General features: G+C 65.0%; 20 protein-coding genes and 1 pseudogene. 11 read left to right on the forward strand and 10 right to left on the reverse strand.

The window, feature by feature from the left end; all coding sequences use genetic code 11:
- Positions 1-63: 63 nt before the first annotated feature.
- From AC72UB_RS14075 to idi, 3 genes are all read right to left on the reverse strand, one after another.
- The gene (locus AC72UB_RS14075) at positions 64-1,056 is read right to left on the reverse strand and encodes a Hint domain-containing protein (RefSeq protein ID WP_505190328.1); all 993 of its coding nucleotides are present in this window, start codon (positions 1,054-1,056) and stop codon (positions 64-66) included.
- A gap of 242 nt (positions 1,057-1,298) precedes the next feature.
- Positions 1,299-2,222: a lipid A-modifier LpxR family protein gene (locus AC72UB_RS14080; protein ID WP_505190329.1), complete on the reverse strand. Its 924-nt coding sequence runs from the start codon at positions 2,220-2,222 to the stop codon at positions 1,299-1,301.
- A 250-nt stretch (positions 2,223-2,472) separates the two neighbouring features.
- Positions 2,473-2,991 carry an isopentenyl-diphosphate Delta-isomerase gene (gene idi / locus AC72UB_RS14085; RefSeq protein ID WP_505190330.1) on the reverse strand — a complete coding sequence of 173 codons (519 nt, stop codon included), beginning with the start codon at positions 2,989-2,991 and terminating at the stop codon, positions 2,473-2,475.
- 124 nt (positions 2,992-3,115) lie between these two features.
- Here idi and rpe point away from each other — a divergent pair, with 124 nt between their 5' ends.
- From rpe to mnmH, 3 genes are all read left to right on the forward strand, one after another.
- Positions 3,116-3,808: a ribulose-phosphate 3-epimerase gene (gene rpe, locus AC72UB_RS14090; RefSeq protein WP_505190331.1), complete on the forward strand. Its 693-nt coding sequence runs from the start codon at positions 3,116-3,118 to the stop codon at positions 3,806-3,808.
- Entirely contained in the window at positions 3,805-4,482 is a 678-nt protein-coding gene (gene gph, locus AC72UB_RS14095; protein ID WP_505190332.1) for a phosphoglycolate phosphatase, read from the forward strand. Before rpe ends, gph begins: the two co-directional genes overlap by 4 nt.
- A gap of 102 nt (positions 4,483-4,584) precedes the next feature.
- The gene (mnmH, locus tag AC72UB_RS14100) at positions 4,585-5,634 is read left to right on the forward strand and encodes a tRNA 2-selenouridine(34) synthase MnmH (protein WP_505190333.1); all 1,050 of its coding nucleotides are present in this window, start codon (positions 4,585-4,587) and stop codon (positions 5,632-5,634) included.
- Positions 5,635-5,770: 136 nt separating this feature from the next.
- On the opposite strand, the gene selD is transcribed toward mnmH, so the two are convergent.
- On the reverse strand, positions 5,771-7,951 hold the full coding sequence (gene selD, locus AC72UB_RS14105) for a selenide, water dikinase SelD (RefSeq protein WP_505190334.1): 2,181 nt from the start codon (positions 7,949-7,951) through the stop codon (positions 5,771-5,773).
- Between the two features lie 117 nt (positions 7,952-8,068).
- On the opposite strand from selD, the gene rpoN reads away from it, so the two are divergent.
- The 5 genes from rpoN (at position 8,069) to AC72UB_RS14130 (ending at position 11,841) form a co-directional block, all read left to right on the forward strand.
- A complete protein-coding gene (gene rpoN / locus AC72UB_RS14110; protein ID WP_505190335.1) occupies positions 8,069-9,520 on the forward strand; it encodes an RNA polymerase factor sigma-54 in 1,452 nt (483 codons plus the stop codon).
- A gap of 101 nt (positions 9,521-9,621) precedes the next feature.
- On the forward strand, positions 9,622-9,909 hold the full coding sequence (gene rpmB, locus AC72UB_RS14115; RefSeq protein WP_463289559.1) for a 50S ribosomal protein L28: 288 nt from the start codon (positions 9,622-9,624) through the stop codon (positions 9,907-9,909).
- Positions 9,910-10,132: 223 nt separating this feature from the next.
- Positions 10,133-10,630 carry a copper chaperone PCu(A)C gene (locus AC72UB_RS14120; protein WP_505190336.1) on the forward strand — a complete coding sequence of 166 codons (498 nt, stop codon included), beginning with the start codon at positions 10,133-10,135 and terminating at the stop codon, positions 10,628-10,630.
- 72 nt (positions 10,631-10,702) lie between these two features.
- Complete coding sequence (locus tag AC72UB_RS14125) at positions 10,703-11,383, forward strand: pyridoxamine 5'-phosphate oxidase family protein (RefSeq protein ID WP_505190337.1); 681 nt, start codon at positions 10,703-10,705, stop codon at positions 11,381-11,383.
- Complete coding sequence (locus tag AC72UB_RS14130; RefSeq protein ID WP_505190338.1) at positions 11,380-11,841, forward strand: low molecular weight protein-tyrosine-phosphatase; 462 nt, start codon at positions 11,380-11,382, stop codon at positions 11,839-11,841. Before AC72UB_RS14125 ends, AC72UB_RS14130 begins: the two co-directional genes overlap by 4 nt.
- Here the strand turns inward: AC72UB_RS14130 and AC72UB_RS14135 are convergent.
- From AC72UB_RS14135 to pth, 3 genes and pseudogenes are all read right to left on the reverse strand, one after another.
- Positions 11,824-12,186 carry a hypothetical protein gene (locus AC72UB_RS14135; RefSeq protein ID WP_505190339.1) on the reverse strand — a complete coding sequence of 121 codons (363 nt, stop codon included), beginning with the start codon at positions 12,184-12,186 and terminating at the stop codon, positions 11,824-11,826. The two genes, AC72UB_RS14130 and AC72UB_RS14135, sit on opposite strands and share 18 nt — an antisense overlap.
- A gap of 136 nt (positions 12,187-12,322) precedes the next feature.
- Positions 12,323-13,485 (reverse strand): annotated as a pseudogene (locus tag AC72UB_RS14140) (serine hydrolase domain-containing protein).
- A gap of 76 nt (positions 13,486-13,561) precedes the next feature.
- Complete coding sequence (gene pth / locus AC72UB_RS14145; protein ID WP_505190340.1) at positions 13,562-14,284, reverse strand: aminoacyl-tRNA hydrolase; 723 nt, start codon at positions 14,282-14,284, stop codon at positions 13,562-13,564.
- Positions 14,285-14,437: 153 nt separating this feature from the next.
- Here pth and AC72UB_RS14150 point away from each other — a divergent pair, with 153 nt between their 5' ends.
- The 3 genes from AC72UB_RS14150 to AC72UB_RS14160 all read left to right on the forward strand — a co-directional run bounded on the left by AC72UB_RS14150 (position 14,438) and on the right by AC72UB_RS14160 (position 17,928).
- A complete protein-coding gene (locus AC72UB_RS14150; protein WP_505190836.1) occupies positions 14,438-15,442 on the forward strand; it encodes a glycosyltransferase family 2 protein in 1,005 nt (334 codons plus the stop codon).
- Between the two features lie 155 nt (positions 15,443-15,597).
- Positions 15,598-16,785: a Zn-dependent hydrolase gene (locus AC72UB_RS14155; RefSeq protein WP_505190341.1), complete on the forward strand. Its 1,188-nt coding sequence runs from the start codon at positions 15,598-15,600 to the stop codon at positions 16,783-16,785.
- Positions 16,786-16,932: 147 nt separating this feature from the next.
- Entirely contained in the window at positions 16,933-17,928 is a 996-nt protein-coding gene (locus tag AC72UB_RS14160) for a LacI family DNA-binding transcriptional regulator (protein WP_505190342.1), read from the forward strand.
- Here AC72UB_RS14160 and AC72UB_RS14165 read toward each other — a convergent pair.
- The 3 genes from AC72UB_RS14165 to AC72UB_RS14175 are packed head-to-tail and all read right to left on the reverse strand — an operon-like array spanning position 17,925 to position 21,084.
- Positions 17,925-19,058, reverse strand: a complete 1,134-nt coding sequence (locus AC72UB_RS14165) for a Gfo/Idh/MocA family protein (protein WP_505190343.1) — start codon at positions 19,056-19,058, stop codon at positions 17,925-17,927. The two genes, AC72UB_RS14160 and AC72UB_RS14165, sit on opposite strands and share 4 nt — an antisense overlap.
- 12 nt (positions 19,059-19,070) lie before the next feature.
- Positions 19,071-19,961: a TIM barrel protein gene (locus tag AC72UB_RS14170; RefSeq protein WP_463289548.1), complete on the reverse strand. Its 891-nt coding sequence runs from the start codon at positions 19,959-19,961 to the stop codon at positions 19,071-19,073.
- Positions 19,962-19,968: 7 nt separating this feature from the next.
- Positions 19,969-21,084 carry a Gfo/Idh/MocA family protein gene (locus AC72UB_RS14175; RefSeq protein WP_505190344.1) on the reverse strand — a complete coding sequence of 372 codons (1,116 nt, stop codon included), beginning with the start codon at positions 21,082-21,084 and terminating at the stop codon, positions 19,969-19,971.
- Positions 21,085-21,169: the final 85 nt, after the last annotated feature.

Genomic DNA, 21,169 nt, shown 5'->3' on the forward strand with positions numbered 1-21,169 from the left:
GACTGCCTCGCGCCTTGGCTTTCGCCACCGACGAGGTGCCAAAGGCGCGCGAGGAGGTCGGGCTTATCCCGCCATTTCATAGCGCAAAATGGCGGCCTCGGAAGAGGACAGATTGCGCCGCGCATAATCGCCATAGGAATGCGGATTCGCATCCGCCCCCGGCAAAAGCTGCAACAGCGCGCCAAGCTGCCCCGGATCCACCGTATCCAGCGCGGTGTTGGAGGGATGGAAGCTTTCCGATTCCAACCCATTGGCCCAGATCACATTGTGGCGCTGCAACAGGATATGCACATAGGTGACCTCGCGCAGGGTGTGATCAACGATCACCGTTTGGTCGTTCAAGAGATCCTCGGCCGCCACCAGCACTTCGGGCGTGTTGAACAGGGCCTGTGCGGCGGGGCCTTTCAAGAGCATGCGGTGCTGCGGCGAGACCAGAAGATCCTCATCCGGGCGGCCGATGCCCAAAGCGCCCGCCTTGAAGCGGATGGGCCGCAGGTGCGGCATCGCGTAAAGCCGCGCGCCGGTCATGCGGCGGTGGCCGCACCACAAAACCTCTTGCGGACCATTGTCGCGGGTTTCGATCAGATCGCCGGGCTGCAGATCGCGGATCATGCGCGGCCCCAACGGCGTGGCAAGCCGCGTGTCGGGGGTGAAACAGATGACCCCGCCCGCCGTGCGGGCCCCGGCCCCCGAATGGGTGAGGTCAATGGCCGTGCGCACCACCCACAGATCTTGATCGACCGGGGGCAGATCGCCCACGAGCATCAAAAGCCGCGCCCCCGTATCGGGCACGGGAATGAGGGTGACCGTATAGCTTTGATGCCCGTCGGTGACGATAAAGCCCTGATCGGGGACCGGATCAGATCCGCTCTCCTCACCGGGTGCTTCTGTGTCACCCACCGCCACACCCACCAACCGGCGCACCATGCGCGCCGCACGCTTGCGTATGTCCGCCGCTCCCTCGGCCCCTTCCAGAAGCAACAAGCCCTGCGGCCCATCCACGCGCACCGCCGCACCTGACCAACGCCAAGTGGTGCCGACCGCAAGAACGTCCAAGGGCGCGGCCTTAAGGCCGTCGACTTCTGTCTGTGACCAGGAGATGACGAACGTGCCCAAAGAGCCCGTTTTCATTGCCTGTATGCCTGCTCGTTTTCTTGTTTTTCCGGCAGTTACCGCCGGTTGCGCCTAAAAGTTAACAAGATTGGCGACACTTGGCTATAGCAAAGCGGCAACACATGGGCAGATTGATGGGGGTTGGGGCTGGCTGATCGAACCTTGGTCACGCGGAGCTTGGCCCGTCAAAACCGCAAGTTCAGGCTCAGCGCCCCGACAAGCTGGCCTTCTGGCTGCTGGACGAATTCGCGCGACAGATAGCTGACGCCATAAAAGGCCGAGGCGCGCTTGCCCTGCCATTGCAGGCCCGCGCGCAGACGGTAGCGGTCTTTTTCGGCGGTCACCGCCCCACCCGAGGGTAAAAGCGCGCTGTCAAAGACATGGGCCAGATCGCCGCCCATGGTCAGGCTGAACCCTTTGGACCGCGTGCCCTCGATCCCGCGATAGCGCTGGCCGGTGGTGACATCGCGCAGCAAAAGCCCGCCTTGGCCAAAGCGGCCGATGGTGATGTCGCCGCCCACCCGCACAAGGCTTTCCAGGCCCAGCCGCGCCTCGGCAAAGGGGCGCAGCCGAAACGTGTCGCCCAAGCCATAGATGCGGCCGATCTCGGCATTCAGGCCCGGATGCAGGCGATTGCCGATCTGGGCATCCAGCACAGCCGCGGAAGGTGGCACCATGCCGGCCTGATTGTGAAACCACTTTTGAAAGCTGCCAATGCCGCTGCGCGGACCTGTCAGCGCAAGCTCGGCCCCAAGATCCACCTCGGCCCCCTGCCAGCCGAAATGGGTGTTCAGCCCAAAGCTCAGCACCCCGGCATAGCGCCGATCATTGGCGGCAGGCGAGGTCAGGTTCGACGGCGCGATCACCCCAGCATGGCCGCGCAGTTCCAGAATGTCGCCAAACCCATGCCCGGCATGGCCCTGCCACGAGGGCCCGCGCAGCCGGCTGACTGTGTAGGACCCCGTGCGCCAACGGTCTTTGCCATCGCCGATCTGGTCATTGGTAAAGATGCGGCCCCAGCCCAGCGTCACCCGCTCGTCTGCGGTGGCCGCAGAGCCAGCCATCATCGGCAGCGCCGCCAGAACGGCGATCAAGAACCACTTTACCATCTCATGACATCCTTACCGCTGCGCAGCATCCCGCACCACAACCATAGCGCGTCCCACCCCACACCAGCACTGTGGTAAAATTATGGAAGGCAGCGGGCGGGCCCAGCTGTTTCCGCCGCGGAACAGGCCCGCTCTTTCCACAAGAACAGCAAAACATCAGAAACTTTAGATTTCATCTTGGTCCAAATACTCCCGCCGGAGGCCTCCGCCGCGCCTCTTCAGGCGACCGGTTGCAAGACGACCGCTTTGGTCAGGTCCCAAAAATCTGGCTGGCATGTTCGGCCAGATAGATCCGCAGCCAGGGCGTAAACACCTCCGGCGTCGCAGCAATCTCGGCCTGCAAAGCCCCAAGATCGACCCAGCGCGCCGCCCGCACCTCGTCGGGGTTCAGCGCCAAGGGCAGCTCTGGCCCGGCTTTGGCGCGAAAGAGGGCCACCACCTCATGTTCTACCATGCCGCCGCCCACCTCGGCGCGGTATTCCACCGTGCCTGCGGCCTGCAAGGTCAGCCCGGTGATCCCCAATTCCTCATGCAGGCGGCGCGCGGCGCAGGCCGCATCGTCCTCGCCCCACAAAGGATGGGTGCAGCAGGTGTTGGCCCAAAGCCCGGGCGTGTGGTATTTGCCCAGCGCCCGCTGCTGGATCAGCACCCGATCCCCGTCCAGCACAAACACCGACACCGCCTTGTGGCGCAGGCCCTGTTGGTGCACGGCCAGCTTTTCCACCGGGGTCAGCCGACCCTCCACCCAAGCCGGGATCATCTCGTCCATCGTCCCACCCATCTTGCAGCGTGAACCCGCCCGGCCCTACCCCACAAGCCCCCCCGGTTTCAACCCTTGCCAAAGCCCCATCCGGCGCGCTAGCTCAGCCCAAACCGCCAGCGGAGTGCGCCCAATGAACGCCAATTTCAACCGGTCCATCAAGATCGCCCCGTCGATCCTGTCTGCCGATTTCGCCGATTTCGGTCGCGAGATTCAGGCGATCGAGGCTCAGGGCGCCGATTGGGTCCATGTTGACGTGATGGACGGCCATTTTGTGCCGAACATCACCTTTGGCCCACCCGCCGTGGCGGCCTTTCGCAAACACGTGAAAACCGTGATGGATGTGCACATCATGATCTCGCCGGTCGATGCCTATATCGACGCCTTCGCCAAGGCCGGCGCCGATATCCTGACCGCCCATGTCGAGGCGGGCGCCCATTCGCACCGCACGCTGCAGGCCATTCGCGGGGCGGGCATGAAGGCGGGCATCGCGCTCAACCCCGGCACCCCGGCCGAGGCGGTGGCGCATCTTTTGGACCTGACGGACCTTGTCTGCGTGATGACGGTGAACCCGGGCTTTGGTGGGCAAAAGTTCATCGACATGACGGCCAAGGTGCGCCAGCTGCGCCAGATGATCGGTGACCGCCCGATCCATATCGAGATTGACGGCGGGGTAGACCCGGTGACCGCCCCCTTGGTCGCCGCCGCTGGGGCCGATGTGCTGGTGGCGGGATCGGCCGTGTTCAAAGGCGGCTCGGTCGCCAACCCCGCGCCTTACGGCGAGAACATCCGCGCCATCCGCAAGGCGGCGGAGGCGGCGGTTTGAGCGAGACCGGGGTGGATCTCGTGCATCTGTCGGTGATCTTCGATCTCGACGGCACGCTGATCGATTCCGTGCCCGACATCCATGCCACCGCCAACCGGGTGATGGCCGGGTTGGGCTTTGCCCCGCTCGTCCGGGCCGAGGTGCAGGCCTTTGTCGGCAAGGGCCTGCCCAACCTTGTCGCCCGGCTTTTGGAACGTCACGGCCAAGACCCTGCGGGCGCGCTGCACGCCCCAACCGTGACCCGGTTCGAGGATGAATATCTGACCGCCCACAGCCTGACCACGGTTTACCCCGGCGTTCTGACAGCGCTCAACCAGTTGGCCACACGTGGCGCAGCACTTGGGGTCTGCACCAACAAACCCCTCGCCCCGGCCCGCGCAGTGATGGACCATCTGGGCCTCACACCCTTTTTCCCCATCATTCTGGGCGGCGACAGCTTGGCCCTTCGCAAACCCCACCCAGACCACCTGCACGCCACCGCCCGCGCTCTTGGGCGCAGCCGGATCGTTTTTGTCGGCGACAGCGAGGTCGATGCCGAGACCGCCCACGCCGCCGGGGTGCCGTTCCTTCTTTACACCGAAGGCTACCGCAAATCGCCGCTGGACCAGATTGTCCACAGCGCGGCCTTTGACGATTGGGCCGATCTGCCGCGCCTTGTAAGCCTTTGGGGCTAAGGCGCGCCGCCTGTCTTTCATCTTGGCATAAATACTCATCTTGCAACGCCCCGGCCGCGCGCCCCCTTTCCGGCCCGGGCCCGATCGGCTACACCCCGGCGCATGGCTGTTACGCTCACCTCTCTGTCCGATCTGGCCGGTTACGGCTTTGATGACATCATCGACGCCCGAGCGCCGGCGGAATATGCCGAGGATCATCTGCCGGGTGCCATTTCGCTGCCGGTCTTGAGCGATGCCGAACGCGCCGAGGTGGGCACGATCTACAAGCAGGTGAACCCGTTCACGGCCAAGAAACTGGGCGCGGCCTTGGTGTCGCGCAATGTGGCGGGGCATCTGCTCGGGCCCTTGGCTGACAAGCCCGGCGGCTGGCGGCCTTTGGTTTATTGCTGGCGCGGCGGGCAGCGCTCGGGGTCTTTTGCCATCATCCTGTCGCAGATCGGCTGGCGGGTCGAGACGCTGAAGGGCGGCTACAAGGCCTGGCGCAGTTTGGTGGTGCATGAGGTCTACGACACGCCCGTGCGCGCGCCGATGGTGGTGCTGGATGGCAATACCGGATCGGCCAAGACCGAGATCCTGAAGCTTTTACCCAGTCATGGCCTGCAGGTCATCGATCTTGAGGGGCTGGCCAATCATCGCGGCAGCCTGTTTGGCGCCATGGGGCCGCAGCCCAGCCAAAAGGCTTTCGAGGGCCGTTTGGCGCAGGCGCTGGCGGCACTTGATCCGACGCGGCCTGTGGTGGTGGAGGCGGAAAGCTCGAAAATCGGCGAGTGCCGCCTGCCGCCGGAAATCTGGAAGGCGATGACGCGGGCCCCGCGTGTGGCACTCAGCGCCGCCCCCGCTGCCCGCGCGCAGTATCTGACCACGGCCTATGCCGATATGGTGGCCGATGCGGCGCGGCTGTCGCGCGTCATTGACCTTTTGATGCCCCTCCATGCCCAAGAGGTGATTGCCGAGTGGCAGGCCATGGCCGGGGCTGGGGCTTTTGCCGATCTGGCCCAAGGCCTGATGGAACAGCACTATGACCCGCGCTATGCCAAGCACCGCGCGCGGATTGAGGTGCGTCTGGCCGAGGTCGACGCCGGGTCCTTGCGGCCCGAAACCCTGCCCGACACCGCCGCCCGCGTGGCCGGGGCTGTGCAGGCTTTGCTGTAACCGCAGGCTCTTCGGTCCCTTTGGTTCCTCATCGCGAATGATCTGCCGCGCAGCCGGGGGGCTGTCTGCCCCACACGGGGTCTGGCCCTTGGCCAGCCCCGCCCCCCGAGGATATTTCACCCGCGTTGAAGGCGGTTTAGCCAAGGTGGAGACGGGGCGGGCCTTCGGTCACGGTGCCGATGATGCGGGCTGTTGGCAGGCGCGCGAGGAGCGCGGGCGCGGCGGAGGCCGGGACCGCAGCGAGGAGCCCGCCGCAGGTTTGCGGGTCGAACATCAGGGCGGCGCGGGGGCTGGTTTGGTCGCCCGTGATCCGCCCAAGGCAGGCCGCACGGTTCTGCGGGGCGAGGCTCGAGGCTTCGCCAGCTTCTGCCAGCGCCTCGGCCGCGGGGAGGAGCGGCAGATCGGCGAGGCGGATGGTGGCGCCTGCGTTGGAGGCCTCGCAGATCTCGAGAAGATGCCCGGCTAGGCCAAAGCCTGTGACGTCCGTCATGGCATGGGCGATGGGGGCCAGCGCCGATGCGGCTGGGGCCAGGCTTTCGCCCATCATGGCAAGGCAGGTGGCCACCGCCTCGCCCAAGATCACCCCCGGCAGGCGGGTCAGGGCCATCTCGGCGGCCATGATCGTGCCGCTGCCCAAGGCTTTGGTCAGGATCAGCACATCGCCCGGCTGCGCACCTGCCTTGGTGATCGGGCGGTCGGCGAGGCCGGTGACCGTAAAGCCGATGGTGAGTTCGGCCCCGGTCGAGGAATGGCCGCCGACGACATCGGCCCCGGCTTGGGCAAAGACCTTTGCCGCCTCCTCCATGATCTCGGCCAGCGTACGTGCGCCCAAGGGTTCGGACAGGCGGGGCAGGATGACTTGGGCGAGTGCGGCCTGCGGCTTTGCGCCCATGGCAAAGATGTCGCCCAGCGCGTGATTGGCCGCGATGCGGGCCATGAGGCGGGGATCGTCGGTCGAGGCGCGCAGATGATCGGTGGTGATGACCTGCACGCCCGTGGCCGCCTTAAGGATCGCCGCATCATCGCCGCGGCCGGACAGCACATCGGGCCGTGTGGGCGCGGGCAGCGTGGCGAGGGCCGAGGCCAGTCCTGCCGCCCCGAGTTTCGCGCCGCAGCCGCCGCAGAGCGGCTTTGGCCCCATCGCCTCCATGAGACCCTCCACGCGGGGTGTGGGTGGCAGGGGTTGTGCCATCGCCGCGCCTTCGGTGAGCATCGCCATGAAATTGCGGTCGATGCGGTCTTTGATCCGCCAGAGCCACGCCCCGCCGAAGCGCAGGCCGAACTTGTCGGCCACCGCACCGCGCCCGCCGGTCGACACAAGTTTGAGATAATCGCGTTGGGGGTGGTAGGGCTTCATCGCCCCGCCGGTCAGGGCTGCGCGCAGGTTGTGGTGCAGGATTGGCGCTTCGCGCACCGCAAAGACCCCCGCCTTGGGGCGCGGCGCATGGGAGAGATACGCGCAATCGCCCGCGGCAAAGATGAGGGGGTCGGAGCTTTGCAAGGTGGGTCCAACGGTGACAAAGCCCTGGCTCAGCGCAAGCCCGGTGTCGGCCAGCCAGCCTTGTGGCCGGGTTCCGGCGACCGAGAGGGTGAAATCGCTGGCCAGCACCTCACCGGTGGTGAGCCGCACGGATTGGGCTGCAATCTCGGCCACTTCGGCCCCGGTGATCAGGCGGATCCCGGCGCGGGCGGCGTGGGCAAGGAGACTGTCGCGCGCGCCGCGGCCGATGTTCGGCAAGACGGCGGCGCTGCGTTCGATGACGGTGATCGTGGGGCTTCGGCCAAGCCCTGCCAGCCGGTGGTGGGAGGCAAGCGCCAGTTCCATGCCCGCGACCCCGCCGCCGATGATCGTCAGGCGGGGCGCAGGCAGGGCCCGGGTCACGAAGGCCTCCCACGCCTCGGCATAGCGGCCCAGGGGCTTGGCGGCCACCGCATGATCGCTGTAGCCCGGAATGTCGGGCAGGTCGGACGCGATGCCGACATCCAGCGACAGAAGGTCATAGGCAATGGGGGGCCGGTCGGCCAGATGCACAAGGCGGCGGTCGCGGTCGATGCCGGTGGCGCGGTCCAAGATCGCGCGCGCGCCGGATTGGCGGGCAAGGCGCAGAAGGTCGATCATAATCTCGTCGCGGCGGTAATGCCCGGCGATCAGGCCAGGCAGCATGCCGGTGTAGGGCGCGGCGGGGCCGGGATTGATGACCGTCAGACGCACCCCCGGCAAAGGGGCCATCGCAAAGGCGCGCAAGACCAGCGCATGGGCATGACCGCCGCCCACAAAGACCAGATCCTTGACCGCCGGATATGCCATGGCTTGCATCGTCGCCCCTTTCGCTGGCCGCCTTCCTAACGCCCGGTGCCCGGCTTGAACAGGGCGCGCGCCGACACGACCGCGTGACAGATTGCCGGGCTGGCGGGCTTGCGCTAGCTTTGTCCCATGAGCCAACGCCAGCGCATTGTCATCGCCCAACAGCAGCGGCTGGCGCTGAACACCAGCCTGCACAGCGCGATCCGGCTGTTGCGCAGTGATACGGCGGGGCTGACGCGCTATCTGGAAGAACAGGCGGCCGAGAACCCGCATCTGCGGCTGTCTGCGCCCGAACTGCCCGCGCCGGGCGATTGGCTGCCGCGTTGGACGGGGGTTTTGGGCCCGGTCCAGCACGGCCGGGGCGGAGCGGCCGAGCCTGCCGCCGCCCAGCCCAGCCTGATGGCCCATGTCGTGGCCGCAATCCGCACCCTTGACCTCACGCGGCCCGCGCAGCGCATCGCGCTGGCGCTGGTGGAGGCGTTGGAGCCTTCGGGCTGGCTGGGGCGGGCACCGGAGGCTGTGGCCAAGGATCTGGGCCTGCCGCCCGACGAGGTGGCGGCGGTGCTGCAGCGGTTGCAGGGGGTGGAGCCTGCGGGGCTGTTTGCCCGCAATCTGGCCGAGTGTCTGGCGCTGCAGGCGCGTGATATGGGGCGGCTGGACCCTGAGATGCAGGTGATCTTGGCCCATCTGGACCTGTTGGCCGAGGGGCAGACTGCGCGTCTGGCGCGGCTCTGCGGTTGTGACGAAGCGGGGGTGCTGGCACGCTTTCGGCTGATCCGTACGATGAACCCCAAGCCCGGCACGTTGTTTTCGGGTGCGGCCCCCGCGCTTGGCCGGGAGCCAGATCTTCTGGCCCGGCCCGATGCGCAGGGGCGCTGGTCCTTGGCGCTGAACCGATCAGCCCTGCCCTCGCTGAGCCTTGAGCCGCGTCCCGAGCGCGACAGCACGCCTGAGGCCGCAGGGCAGCGCAGTGCGGCCAAGGCGCTGTGCAATATGCTGCAGGCGCGCAATGAGACGCTCTTGCGCGTGGGGCAAGAGATCGCCCTTCGGCAAAAGGCGGCGCTGGTGGACGGTCCGGGCGCGCTGGTGCCGATGACGATGGCGGATTTGGCCGAGGTCTTGGGTCTGCATGTCAGCACCATCAGCCGGGTGGTGGCCGGGGCCAGCATGGACAGCCCCTTTGGTGTCTGGTGGCTGCGCCAAATGTTTTCGGGCGCGCGCGGGCCGGGGCGTGCGGCGCGGCGGGGCATTGAGCGAGGCCACGACGCCGACACCTCAGCGCCGACCGAGGGCACGGGCCCTGTCCTGTCGGCCGCCGCGCTGCGTCATCGGCTGGGGCGAATCGTTGCGGCTGAACCGGACGGCGCGCCCTTGTCGGACGCCGCTTTGGCGGATCGGTTGGCCGAGGAGACAGGCGTGCGGCTGGCGCGGCGCACCGTGGCGCAGTACCGCGAGGCCGAGAAAATCCCCCCTGCGCACCGCCGCAAACGCCTTGGCCTTGGGGCAAGAGGCGGGGATGGCGCGGGCAGACCGCGTCGACGGCGCTTGCAGGCAGATCCCCCACCGCAGGCGCACGACTAGCGCTTGACGTCTCCGGGGATTCCCCCTAAACGCCCTTCATCGAATTCGGTTTCCGCCCCTTTCGGGTGGGCCCTCCTGTTTTGACACGAAGGATCACGACAATGTCGCGCGTCTGCGAACTCTCCGGCAAAGGCCCGATGTCTGGCAACTCTGTCAGCCACGCCAACAACAAAACCCGTCGTCGGTTTCTTCCGAACCTGAACGATGTCACGCTGATTTCTGACGTGCTCGGCCAGTCGTTCAAGCTGCGCGTGTCGGCTGCGGCGCTGCGCACCGTTGACCATCGCGGTGGTCTGGACGCGTTCTTGGCCAAGGCCAAGGACGACGAGCTGTCGGTCAATGCGCTGAAGATCAAGCGCGAAATCGCCAAGGTTCAGGCCGCCGCCTAATCTTTCGCGTCGGTTCCAATTGAAGGCCCCGCCTGTGCGTCAGGCGGGGCCTTTTGGCTTTGCCGCATGGGGCGTTGCACGGCGGATGGTCGGGATGTCGCCTTTGCGGTCAATCTGTCACCTTTTGCCGCCTGTGATGCTGTGCGACAGTTCGATATTCCTTGGTCGCAGCCTTGGCTTGGCCTTGGGCTTGCGCCCCCCTCTTTGTCAGACAGGTATCCCGATGACCCGCATTCAGACCGCCCTTGCCCTTGTGGCCGCGCTTTTGGCCTTTCCCGCCTTTGCCGGGGACACGCTGATGATCCAAGACCCCTATGCCCGCAGCATGGGCAGCATCGGTGGTTCGGGGGCGGTGTTTTTCACGGTGATGAACCACGGAGCCGAGGAGGACCGGCTGATCGACGTGCGTTCGGACGTGGCCGAGAAGGTGGAGTTGCACACCCATAAAGAGGACGGCAATGGCGTGATGCAGATGATGCATGTGCCGGAGGGCTTTGCCATCCCTGCGGGCGGCGAACATGCGCTGGCGCGGGGCGGCGATCATGTGATGCTGATGGGCCTGACGCGCGAGGTCGCGGATGGTGATGTGATCAACCTGACGCTGGTCTTTGAAAAGGCGGGCGAAATCGCCGTTGAGGCCCCGGTCGACAATGCCCGCAAGGCAGAGATGGACCATTCCGGCCACCAAATGCAGCACGGCCAGACCGACGACGGAAACTGATGTTTCGCGCAAAGCGGGCGGCCTTTGGTCGCCCCCTTTACGCTGAGCGCCACGCATCCTAGGCTGGCGCACATGACCAAAGCACCCGCACCCAAAGCCCCAACAGACCGCACCCGACTGCGCCGGATGCACGAAAAGGCGGCCTATGACAGGGCCACGATCGACGCCATTTTGGACGCGATGCCGCTGGCCCATGTGGGCTATGTGATGAACGGCGCGCCGGTGGTGATCCCCACCCTGCAATGGCGCGAGGGGGATCGGGTTTACTGGCATGGCTCGGCCGCGTCGCGGTCTTTGAAGACTGGCAAGGGGATGCAGGTCTGCCTCACCGTTACCCTGACCGATGCCATGGTCCTTGCGCGGTCGGCGCTTGAACATTCGGTGAATTCGCGGTCAGTCATGGTGTTTGGCACGGCGGAATGGGTCACCGACCCCGTGGCCAAGGCCGCGCATTTTCGCACGATGGTGGAGCAACTGTTCCCGGGTCGCTGGGACGGCCTGCGCCCGATGACAGAGCAAGAGCTGAAGTCAACCGGGCTGTTGTCGCTGCCCTTGTCCGAGGCGTCGGCCAAGATCTCAGCCGCCGAACCGGGCGGCACGGATCCTGATGAGGACAAGGGCTGGCCTGTCTGGGCCGGTCTTTTGCCGATGTCTTATGCCATGGGGGCCCCCCTGCCCGCGCCAGACCTGCCTGCGGGCGTGGACCTGCCCGCACATGCGGCGAGCTACCGCTTTGGCGAGAAGGCGGAATGACCCGGCTCTTGTTCGTCTGCCTTGGCAATATCTGCCGCTCGCCCACCGCCGAGGCGGTCTTTGCCCAGCGCGCGCGGGTGGCCGGGCTGCGGGTGCAGGTGGACAGTTGCGGCACGAGTGGCTGGCATCAGGGCGAGCCGCCCTACCCGCCCGCCATCGCCGCCGCGGCCAAGCGTGGCTATGATCTGTCCGCCCTGCGCGCGCGCCAGATCAGCCCCGCGGATTTCACCGACTTCAGCCATATTCTGGTGATGGATCGGCGCAATCTGGCAGATGTGCAGGCGCTTTGTCCCAAGGGCGGCACCGCGTCACAACTCTTCATGGATTATGCCCCCGCCTTTGGCGACGAGGTGCCCGACCCGTGGTACACGGGTGAGTTCGACACTGTTCTTGAGATGATTGAGGCCGCGAGCGACGGGTTGATCGCGGCGCTTCTATCGTTACGGGGACGTGCCTAGATCTTCGGGGGCCGGCGCGCCGCACAGGGTTTCGGCTTGCGCGCCAAAGGCCTTGTAGCGGTCCCAAAAGGCATCATCGCCTTTGGATTTAGACATCCAGACCCTATGGGCCTTTTCGGGGTTCTTGAAAAAGCCCGCCGCCCGGCGCTGGTCGCGGTTTGACAAGGTGCTGTCGGCGGCCTGCTGGATGCAATTACACACGGAGCGGTTGGCGGCATCGCGGTCAGACTTGTTGCAGGCGCGCTCAATCGGGCCGGCCAGCGCGGCACTGGCCATCAAGCTCGCGATCACAAGGATGCTGCAATGCAAAGCCAGCCGTCGGGCGGGCAAGGTTAGGTGCGTCATATGTCTGTCTCGGGCTGCCCACATGGCGGGCATCAGCCCCCTGCGGATCATGTTCTGGAGCGCAATATGGCGGCATTGGCGGGATTTTTCAATGGCTGCAGACCGGCTGCGACCGAAAGACTCAAGACCCAATGACTTAAGGCGTTGGCAGTCCGGCGGCGATGGCGCGGAGCATGGCGATGTTGCCATCATCGACCCCCGGCTCTTCAAAGCCCCGATCGGCAGAGTTCACCGCGATCACCACACCAAGACCGGGGTTGATATAGATGTATTGGCCGTAAATCCCCTGCGCCATGACCTCGCCCGGGGTGGCATTGTCAGGGATCCACCACTGAAAGCCGTAGTCTGAGCCATCCTTGGCCTGCGGGCTGGTCATGGCCAGAACCCAAGCCTCGGGCACCACCTTAACCCCTTGCCACTCGCCGCCTTGCAGCACCATCTGGCCAAAGCGCGCATAGTCGCGCGTTTGCATGTTCATGCCGCCCAAGACGAAAGACACGCCCTCACCATCTGTCAGGTAATAGGGCGCGGTCTCAAACCCCATCGGCGCCAGAATGCGGGTTTCGAGAAGTTCGGGAATGTCCTTGCCGGTCGCGCCCCGGATCACCATGCCCAAAACATGGGTGTCGATCGAGACATAGTGGAACCGCGCGCCGGGCTCCGCGTCACGGGTTTTCAGCCCTGCCGCAAAGCCGTCCATCGACCCACCGAGTGCAAGAACGCGGCCCATCTTATTGATGTCGCTGTTGAAATCGAGATAATCCTCATTGAAGGCCACGCCCGAGGACATGGTGAGCACATCGCGGATCGTGGCCCCGTCATAGGCCGAGCCTTTCAAAAGCGGCGCGTATTGCACCACCTGATCATCCAGACTGCCAATCGCGCCCTCAGCCTCGATCACCCCGAAAAGGGCTGACAGAAAGCTTTTCGCCACCGACCATGAGATGCGCAGATCCTCGGGTTTGGTGCCAGATGATAGCTTTCATGCACCATTTGTCCGGTTTTCAGCACGACCATCGCAGTTACCGAGCGGTCTTTGATCCACGCTTGCACCTCGGGCGCAAGGGTCGCCTCTGGCCCTTTGGGCAGGGGCGAAACCGGCCCTTCGCCGCGCGACAGGGGGCGGGTGAGGAACAGCTGATCCATGTGGCTGAAGTTCTGTACGATGGTATCGGCCTCAAACAGGCTGTTCACCGCCAAAAGCCGCCCAATCTCTTCGCGCTTCCACAGGGCGGCGGCGGCAAGGATCAAGGCCAGAACGGCAAGCGCTTGCAACAGGCGGCGCAGAAGGCGGGGCATGGCGGTTCCTTTCGGTTTGCCGCAGGCGATCATGCGGCAGGGCCGCTGGCAAGCCGCAAATGCGGCGGACCTTGCGTCAATCGCCCTTGCGCAAAAGCCCGCGGAGGCGGTCAAAGGGGCTGGCGGGCGCTTCGGGCGGGGTCGAAGGGGATGGCGTGGCGGGTTTGGCCGCAGATTTGGCCGCAGATTTGACCTCTGTGGCGGCTTCGCCCCCAGTGCCGGAATTGCGCGCAGGGGCCACGCGCAAGGAGACCGCATTGAGGAATTTTGCGCTGTCGCCCGCCGCCAAGGCCACCGCCCCATCGGAAATGCCGCGCATCAGGTCATCCAGCCAATCCTGATCGGATTTGGCAAAGTCATGCAGCACATAGGCCGCGACCGCGTCCTTGTGGCCCGGATGGCCGATGCCAAGACGCACGCGGTGGTAAGCCTCGCCCAGATGCTGGTGGATCGAGCGCAGGCCGTTGTGCCCCGCATGCCCGCCGCCGGTTTTCACCCGGATTTTGCCGGGGGCAAGGTCCAGCTCATCGTGGTACACCGTCACCTCGTTCAGGCCCAGCTTGTAGAAACTGACCGCAGCGTGCACCGATTGGCCCGAGAGGTTCATGAAAGTTTCGGGCTTGAGAAGCACCACCTTTTCCAGCCCCAGCCGCCCTTCGCAGGCCAGCCCCTGATGCGCCTTTTTCCAAGGGCCAAAGCCGTGATCGGCGGCAATCCGGTCCAGCGCCATGAAGCCGATGTTGTGGCGGTTGCCCGCATATTTCGCGCCCGGATTGCCAAGCCCCACGAACAGCCGCATCACGCCCTCCCCTTTTCACCTCGAATCCCATGCCCAGCGCCGCTTGGCAAGCCCGCGCCTTCCGTCATTGGCCCAGCTTGACTTGCCCCCCCTGCCCGGGTCACTTGGACCCAAAGACCGGAGTAAAGATTGCGCGTCACCGTCGTTGCCTCGATGCGAAACGAAGGGCCCTTCATTGTGGAGTGGGTGACCTGGTACCGCATGCTGGGGTTTTCCGATGTGGTGGTGGTGACCAACAATTGCACCGACCGCTCGCCCGAGTTGCTGGACGCGCTGCAGGCAGCGGGCTGGGTGCATCATCTGCGCCATGATGTGGCGCCGGGCCAAAGGATCACGCATCAGAAACTGGCCGCCGCCACGCAGCACAAGGCGGTGCGCCGCGCCGATTGGGCGCTGGTCTGCGATATCGATGAGTTCTTGGTGATCCACGAAGGCACGGGGCGGATTGAGGAGTTGATCGGCACCCGCACCACCGATGTGCCGTTCTTGGCGATGGGGTTCAACTGGCGCATCTTTGGCAGTTGCGGGGTGGAGGCGTTTCAGGACGAACCCGTGCATCAGCAATTCGCGCTGGCCTTGCCCTTGAAGGGGTCGGGCAGCAGCATGATGAAGATGATGCACCGCCAACCGCGCTGGTTTCAATCCTTGGGTGAACACGGGCCGCGCGGCTGGGATCTGGCGCGCTATGGCCGCAGCCCGGAGGGGCCGGGGATGTATCTGGTCAATGCCAAGGGTGAGCCTGTGCCGCATTGGTCGCCCGAGGCGCCGCGCTATATCCGCACGCTGGCCAAACCCTATGCCACCCATGCTCGCGCCCAGATGAACCATTACATGCTGCGCTCGGCCGAGACCTTCAGCCTGAAGGCGGGCACCCGCGCGCCGGTCTCGCTGACCGACCGCTATACCGATGCCTACCGCGCCCGCGCGGACAAGGGCAACGAGCCGGACATGTCAGCCTTTCACTATGCCGATGCCTTCACCGCGCTGCACGCGCAGGCGATGGCGCTGCCCGACGTTGCACGGCTGCACCTCTTGTGCTGCGCCGACCATCTGCGTCTGATCGCGGAAAAGCATGGGCGGCGGGTGGAGGAGGATGCCCGCTGGCATGATTACCTCGCCCGCGGCAAGGCGCTGGAGGCGGGGTATGTCGGGGTGTGAGATCGGCCTACAGTTGCAGTAGGAGCCGATGGGTCGCACGTGGCAGCTGATCCCTGCCAGCGTGTTCGCAGCTTTTCCCAGCCACAGGCTCGACCCATCTTTCAAAGCACCGTCCCGCGCTTTAGGTTGCCCTTCTGACCGCGAAAGGACGCCCCATGATCGATGCCAACCGCTTTCTTGCCGACCTGCACCAACTGCGCAGCTTTGGCGCAACGGGCACCGGTGTGGTGCGTCCGGCCTTTTCACCGCCCGACATTTTGGCCCGCGATTGGCTGGCCGCGCGGATGCAGGATGCGGGGCTGAGCGTGCAGTTTGATGCGATGGGCAATCTCTTTGGGCTGGCCGAGGGGAAATCGCTTTTGCTGGGGTCACATTCCGACACCCAGCCCACGGGCGGCTGGCTGGATGGGGCCTTGGGGGTGATTGCGGCCCTGGAAGTGGCCCGCGCGGCCCGCGCCGCCGGGGGGCCTGCGATTTCGGTGGTGTCTTTTCAGGACGAAGAGGGCCGCTTTGGCGGCACCACCGGCTCGGCGGTCTGGACCGAGATGATGACTTTGGCCGAGGCCGATGCAGTTGCCGACACCGACGGGGTGACACTTGCCGAGGCGCGGCAGGTTTTGGGCAACCGGGTGGGCCCGGATGTGGACCCTGCCCGCTTTACCGGGTTCATCGAGTTGCACATCGAACAAGGCCCGACCTTGGATGCAGCGGGCGAGCAGATTGGGGTGGTGACCGACATTGTCGGCTACCGCGAGATGATGGTGACCTTCAGCGGCCAGCAAAACCACGCGGGCACCACCCCGATGGCGCTGCGCCGGGATGCGTTTCAGGGGCTGTCGGCCTTTAACAGCCGGCTGAATGACCGGCTGCGCAATGTGGTCACGCCGCAATCGGTCTGGACGATTGGCCATGTGCAAGTGGCCCCGAACGCGGCCTCTATCGTGCCGGGGCAGGTGCGGTTTTCCATGCAATGGCGCGATGGCAGCGCCGATCGGCTGGGGCGGATGGAAGCCGTGATCACAGAGACGCTGGCCGAGGTGGCTGCGGAGATGGGCCTTGGGCTGGACCAAGGCGCGGTTTTGGGCCTTGAGCCGGTGGCAATGGACCCTGCCCTGCGCACCCGGCTTGAGGCGGCGGCCGAAGCGGTGGCACCGGGGCGCTGGCGGCGCATGCCTTCGGGCGCGCTGCATGATGCGACCAATGTGGCGCGGCTGATGCCGGTGGCGATGCTTTTTGTGCCCTCGATCGGGGGGATCAGCCATGCCTTTGAAGAGGACACCGCCGAGGCTGATCTGGTCGCGGGCTTGCAGGTTCTGGCCCATGCGGCCGGGGTCAGTGCCTAAGGGCGCGCAAGGCTTGCCCGTGGTGCCTAAAGGCTAAGTATCGGGATCAAAATTGCCTTAAGCCGCCTGCAGTTGCACAAATCTTGCGGCCATTCCCGTTCTTTGCCTCTATAGTCCCCGCAAGACAGACAACAGCGCGGATAAAGAATGGTCGTCACCCTGAAAGACGTGGCCGAGCGGGCTGGGGTTTCGCGCTCTGCGGTGTCGCGTAGCTTTACCGAAGGCGCTTCGGTGTCGGCCAAGACGCGCGCCAAGGTGGAAAAAGCGGCGAATGATCTGGGCTATACGCCCAATGCGCTCGCCTCGTCTTTGACCACCGGGCGGACGAAGCTGATCGGGCTGATCGTCAACAACTTTCACAACCCGCTGATCCTTGAGGTGTTTGATCTTTTCACCCGGGGTTTGCAGGACCGTGGGCTGCGGCCTTTGCTGGTGAACCTGAGCGATGCGACGGACCCTGCCGCTTCGGTCAAGATGCTGCGGCAGTATTCGGTGGATGGGGTGATCGTGGCCTCTTCCACCTTGCCGTCCAGCTTTGCCGAGTCGTTCCAGAACGCAGGCCTGCCAGTGGTGCATGCCTTTGGGCGCTATGCGATTGCGCCCGATGTGCATGTTGTGGGCATCGACAACGTGGCTTGTGGGCGGATGGCGGCGGAGGCTTTGGTGCAGCGGGGTTATCGGCGTTTGGCCTTTTTGGGCGGGCCGAGAACCGCCACCTCGACCCAAGATCGCGTGGCGGGGTTTCTGGGGGCGCTGGCGCCTTATCCTGAGATCAAGGTCACCACATCCTACGCGACAGATTACAGCTTTGATGCGGGCCGCGCGGAGATGCAGCGATTGCTGGCCGACACCCCGGCCGAGGCCTATTTCTGCGGCGACGATTTGTTGGCGGTCGGTGCGCTCAGCGCCATTGAGGAGGCGGGGCTGTCGGTGCCCGGTGACATCGGCCTGATCGGGTTGAACGATATGGAAATGGCGCGCTGGCAGTTGATTGGGCTGACGACCATTCATCAGCCCGTGGCTCAGATCATTGAGGCGGCGATTGATCTGGTGGTGTCGATCATCGAAACGCCTGATCGCCCCCCGGAGGTCCGCCTGTTCCCCTGCCGGGTGATCGAACGGCGGACCTTGCGGGCGCTTTAGCGGAACATCGGCGGGCGGGCGTCCATCCACTGGCCGCCTGCCTTGGCCGAGGCCACTGCCGTGTGCACCGCCGCCATCGACCGCGTGCCATCTGCGGCCGTGGGCAGCCCGTCGCGCGGGATGCCGCGGATCGCATCGGCCAGATCGCAGTAGATATTGGCCACGGCCAGCGGGAAGCCTTCCGGATGGGCAATCGCCACGCGGGATAGGCGCTTGGCATCGTCGTAAAGCCCGCCCTCGCCCTTTTCCATGATCTGGGTGCGCCCGCCGACGGGGGTGTAGATCAATTGGTTCGGTTGCTCCGACGCCCAACGGAAGCCGCCGGTTTCGCCAAAGACCTGAATCTCGAACCCATGCTGCCGCCCAATGGCGACGGAGGATGTCCAAAGCCGCCCGACCGTGCCTTTCGACATGCGGAAGTTGACCATCCCGTCATCTTCCAGCACGCGGCTGGGAATGGTCGAGGCGAAGTCGGCGGACAGCTTTTCCACCTGATCGTCGCAGATGAAGCTCGCCATATGCAGCGCATGGATGCCGCAATCGGCGAATTGGCCAGACACCCCCGCCATCGCCGGATCATAGCGCCAGCGCACCCGCGGATTGTCGGCGTCTGTCGCGTCGCCGTGGTGGCCGTGGCTAAAGTTGGTGACCACCAGCCGAACCTTGCCAATATCGCCATTGCGCACCATGGCGCGGGCTTGGCGGATCATCGGATAGGCCGAATAGCAGTAGTTCACCGCGCAGATCTTACCGGTTTTGGCGGCGATGCGGGTGATCTCTTCGCCCTCTTCCACCGTCACCGTCATCGGCTTTTCGCACAAGACGTTGAAGCCGGCCTCAAGAAAGGCCTTGGTGATTTCAAAATGGGTGGAGTTCGGGGTGGCGACGGTGACGAGATCGCAGCGGTCAGGCCGGTTCCGTTCACCCGCCAGCATTTCCTGCCAGTCGCCATAGGCGCGGTCGGCCGCCACGCCCAACCGCTGGGCATAGTCGCGCCCCACATCGGGCCGGTGGTCCAAGGCGCCTGCGGCCAGTTTGAAATGCCCATCGGCCAAGGCGCCCAGACGGTGGGCTGGGCCAATTTGGCTGCCCTCACCGCCGCCGATCATGCCCCAGTTCAGTTGTGCCATGATGTCTGCCCCTCAGAAACCGATGGAGGAAAGATATTCGCGGTTCTTACGCGCGTCGTCGATGGGGCTGACGTCCAGCGTGGGGTCGCAGTCCTGTTCCACTGTGCACCAGCCTTCGAACCCGGCATCCAAAAGGATTTGCCGCACTGTCGGGAAATCCACATCGCCCTTGCCGAGATTGCAGAAAATCCCCTGCCCGCAGGCGTCATAAAAGCCGGTGGATTTGGCGATGGCATCGGCCTTTACGACCGGATCGATGTCCTTGAAGTGCATGTAGGAAATGCGGCCAATGTGGCGGCGCATAAAGGCCACGGGGTCAAATCCGGCATAGGAATGGTGCCCGGTGTCAAAGCAGATCTTCAGGATCTTTTCGTCCACCTCATCCAAAAGGCGCTCCAACTCCGGCTCAAAGTCGATGAACCCTGCGGCATGTGCGTGGATGCCGACGGTCAGGCCGTATTCCTCGGCCCCGAGCTTGGCGACCTGCGCGATGCGGTCGCGGAAGGCGGCCCATTCGGCGCTGTCCATCTGTTCGGCATCGGCGGCGCGCCCTGCGGTGGGTGCGCGGCGGGGTGAGATGCTGTCGATCAGCACCAGATGCTGCGCGCCATGCGCGGTCAGCGCCTTGCAGGTGCGCTGCGCGGCGTCCCAGACCTCATCCCATTTGGCCGGATCGTGGAAGGGGCGGAACACGACGCCGCCGATCAGCTCCAGATCATTCTCGGCCAAGGCAGGCCCCAGGATCGCCGGGTCTTCGGGCATAAATCCGATGGGACCAAGTTCGATCCCCTTGTAACCCGCGCCCGCGCAGTCGGCCAAAACCTGAGCCCAAGTGGGGTTGCGCGGGTCGTTTGCAAATTCGACGCCCCAAGAACAGGGCGCATTGCCGATACGGATGGTCATAGGGTCCTCATGTTTGGGGGACGGCGTGCCAGCCGCCATCGTCAGATGCTTTGAACGCGGTGTCGATGATCTGGGATACTGCCAGCCCATCGCGGAAGGTGGGCCAGACGGGTTTGCCCGAATGGATGGCCTGCAGAAAATCGCGGGCCTCGATGATGATCTGATCCTGATAGCCGGTGCCATGGCCCGGCCCTTGGCAGAACATGCCATAGTCAGGATGGGCAGGCCCGGTCAGGATGCGGGTATAGCCGCGCGTGGCCTCGGGGCCTTCGGCCCGGTAAAGCCAGACCGCGTTCTGATCTTCCTGATCAAAACGGATGCCACCTTTTGTGCCATGAATTTCATAGGCATAGCCCATCTTGCGGCCCGTGGCGATGCGGCTGATGTAAAGATGCCCCATCGCGCCGGAGTTAAAGCGCAGCATCAACTGGCCGTGGTCGTCATTGGTCACCGCCATGGGGCCATTTGGGCCGGGGCGGGTGGCATGGACGGTTTCGATCCGCGCCGACAGTTCCGCCACCGGGCCCATCAGTGCCAGCATGCAGTTGATCGGATGCGGTGCAAGATCACCCATGCAGCCATTGGCACGGCCTGTGGTGCGCCAATTGGCGGGGCCTTGGGGATCGGAGAGGAAATCCTCAGTATGTTCGCCGCGAAACCACGTCACGGTGCCGATCGCGCCCTCGGCCAAGAGCTGGCGCACAAACTGGGTGGCCGGGGTGCGGACATAGTTGAAGCCGATCATATTGGCCAGACCGGAGGCTTCGGCCGCCGTGGTCATGGCCTTGGCGTCGTCCAGTGACGCGCCCAAGGGCTTTTCGCAAAAGACTGGCTTGCCAGCGGCAAAGGCGGCTTCGGCAATGGCGCGGTGGGTCGATTGGGGCGAGGCGATGACCACGGCCTGCACCTTAGGATCGGCCACAAGGTCACGCCAATCATCGGTGGCGCGGGCAAAGCCGTAAGCGGCGGCATAGCGCGCGGCTGAGGCCGGGGTGGTGGCCGCAATCACCTCCAACCGGGGGCGGAGAGCGGTTTCAAACAAGGGGCCCACAGCCGACAACGCGACCGCATGAGCCTTGCCCATATAGCCGCCGCCGACCAGCCCGATTCCGATGTCTAGCATTGGACATTCCCCCTGAACGCGCATCGCACGCCGATATTGCAACCGGTTGCAAAATATGTATCCTCGCCTTGAAAATCGCGCAAGC

This window comes from Allotabrizicola aquatica (SeqCode), assembly GCF_965194375.1.
GTDB lineage: Bacteria > Pseudomonadota > Alphaproteobacteria > Rhodobacterales > Rhodobacteraceae > Tabrizicola_A > Tabrizicola_A aquatica.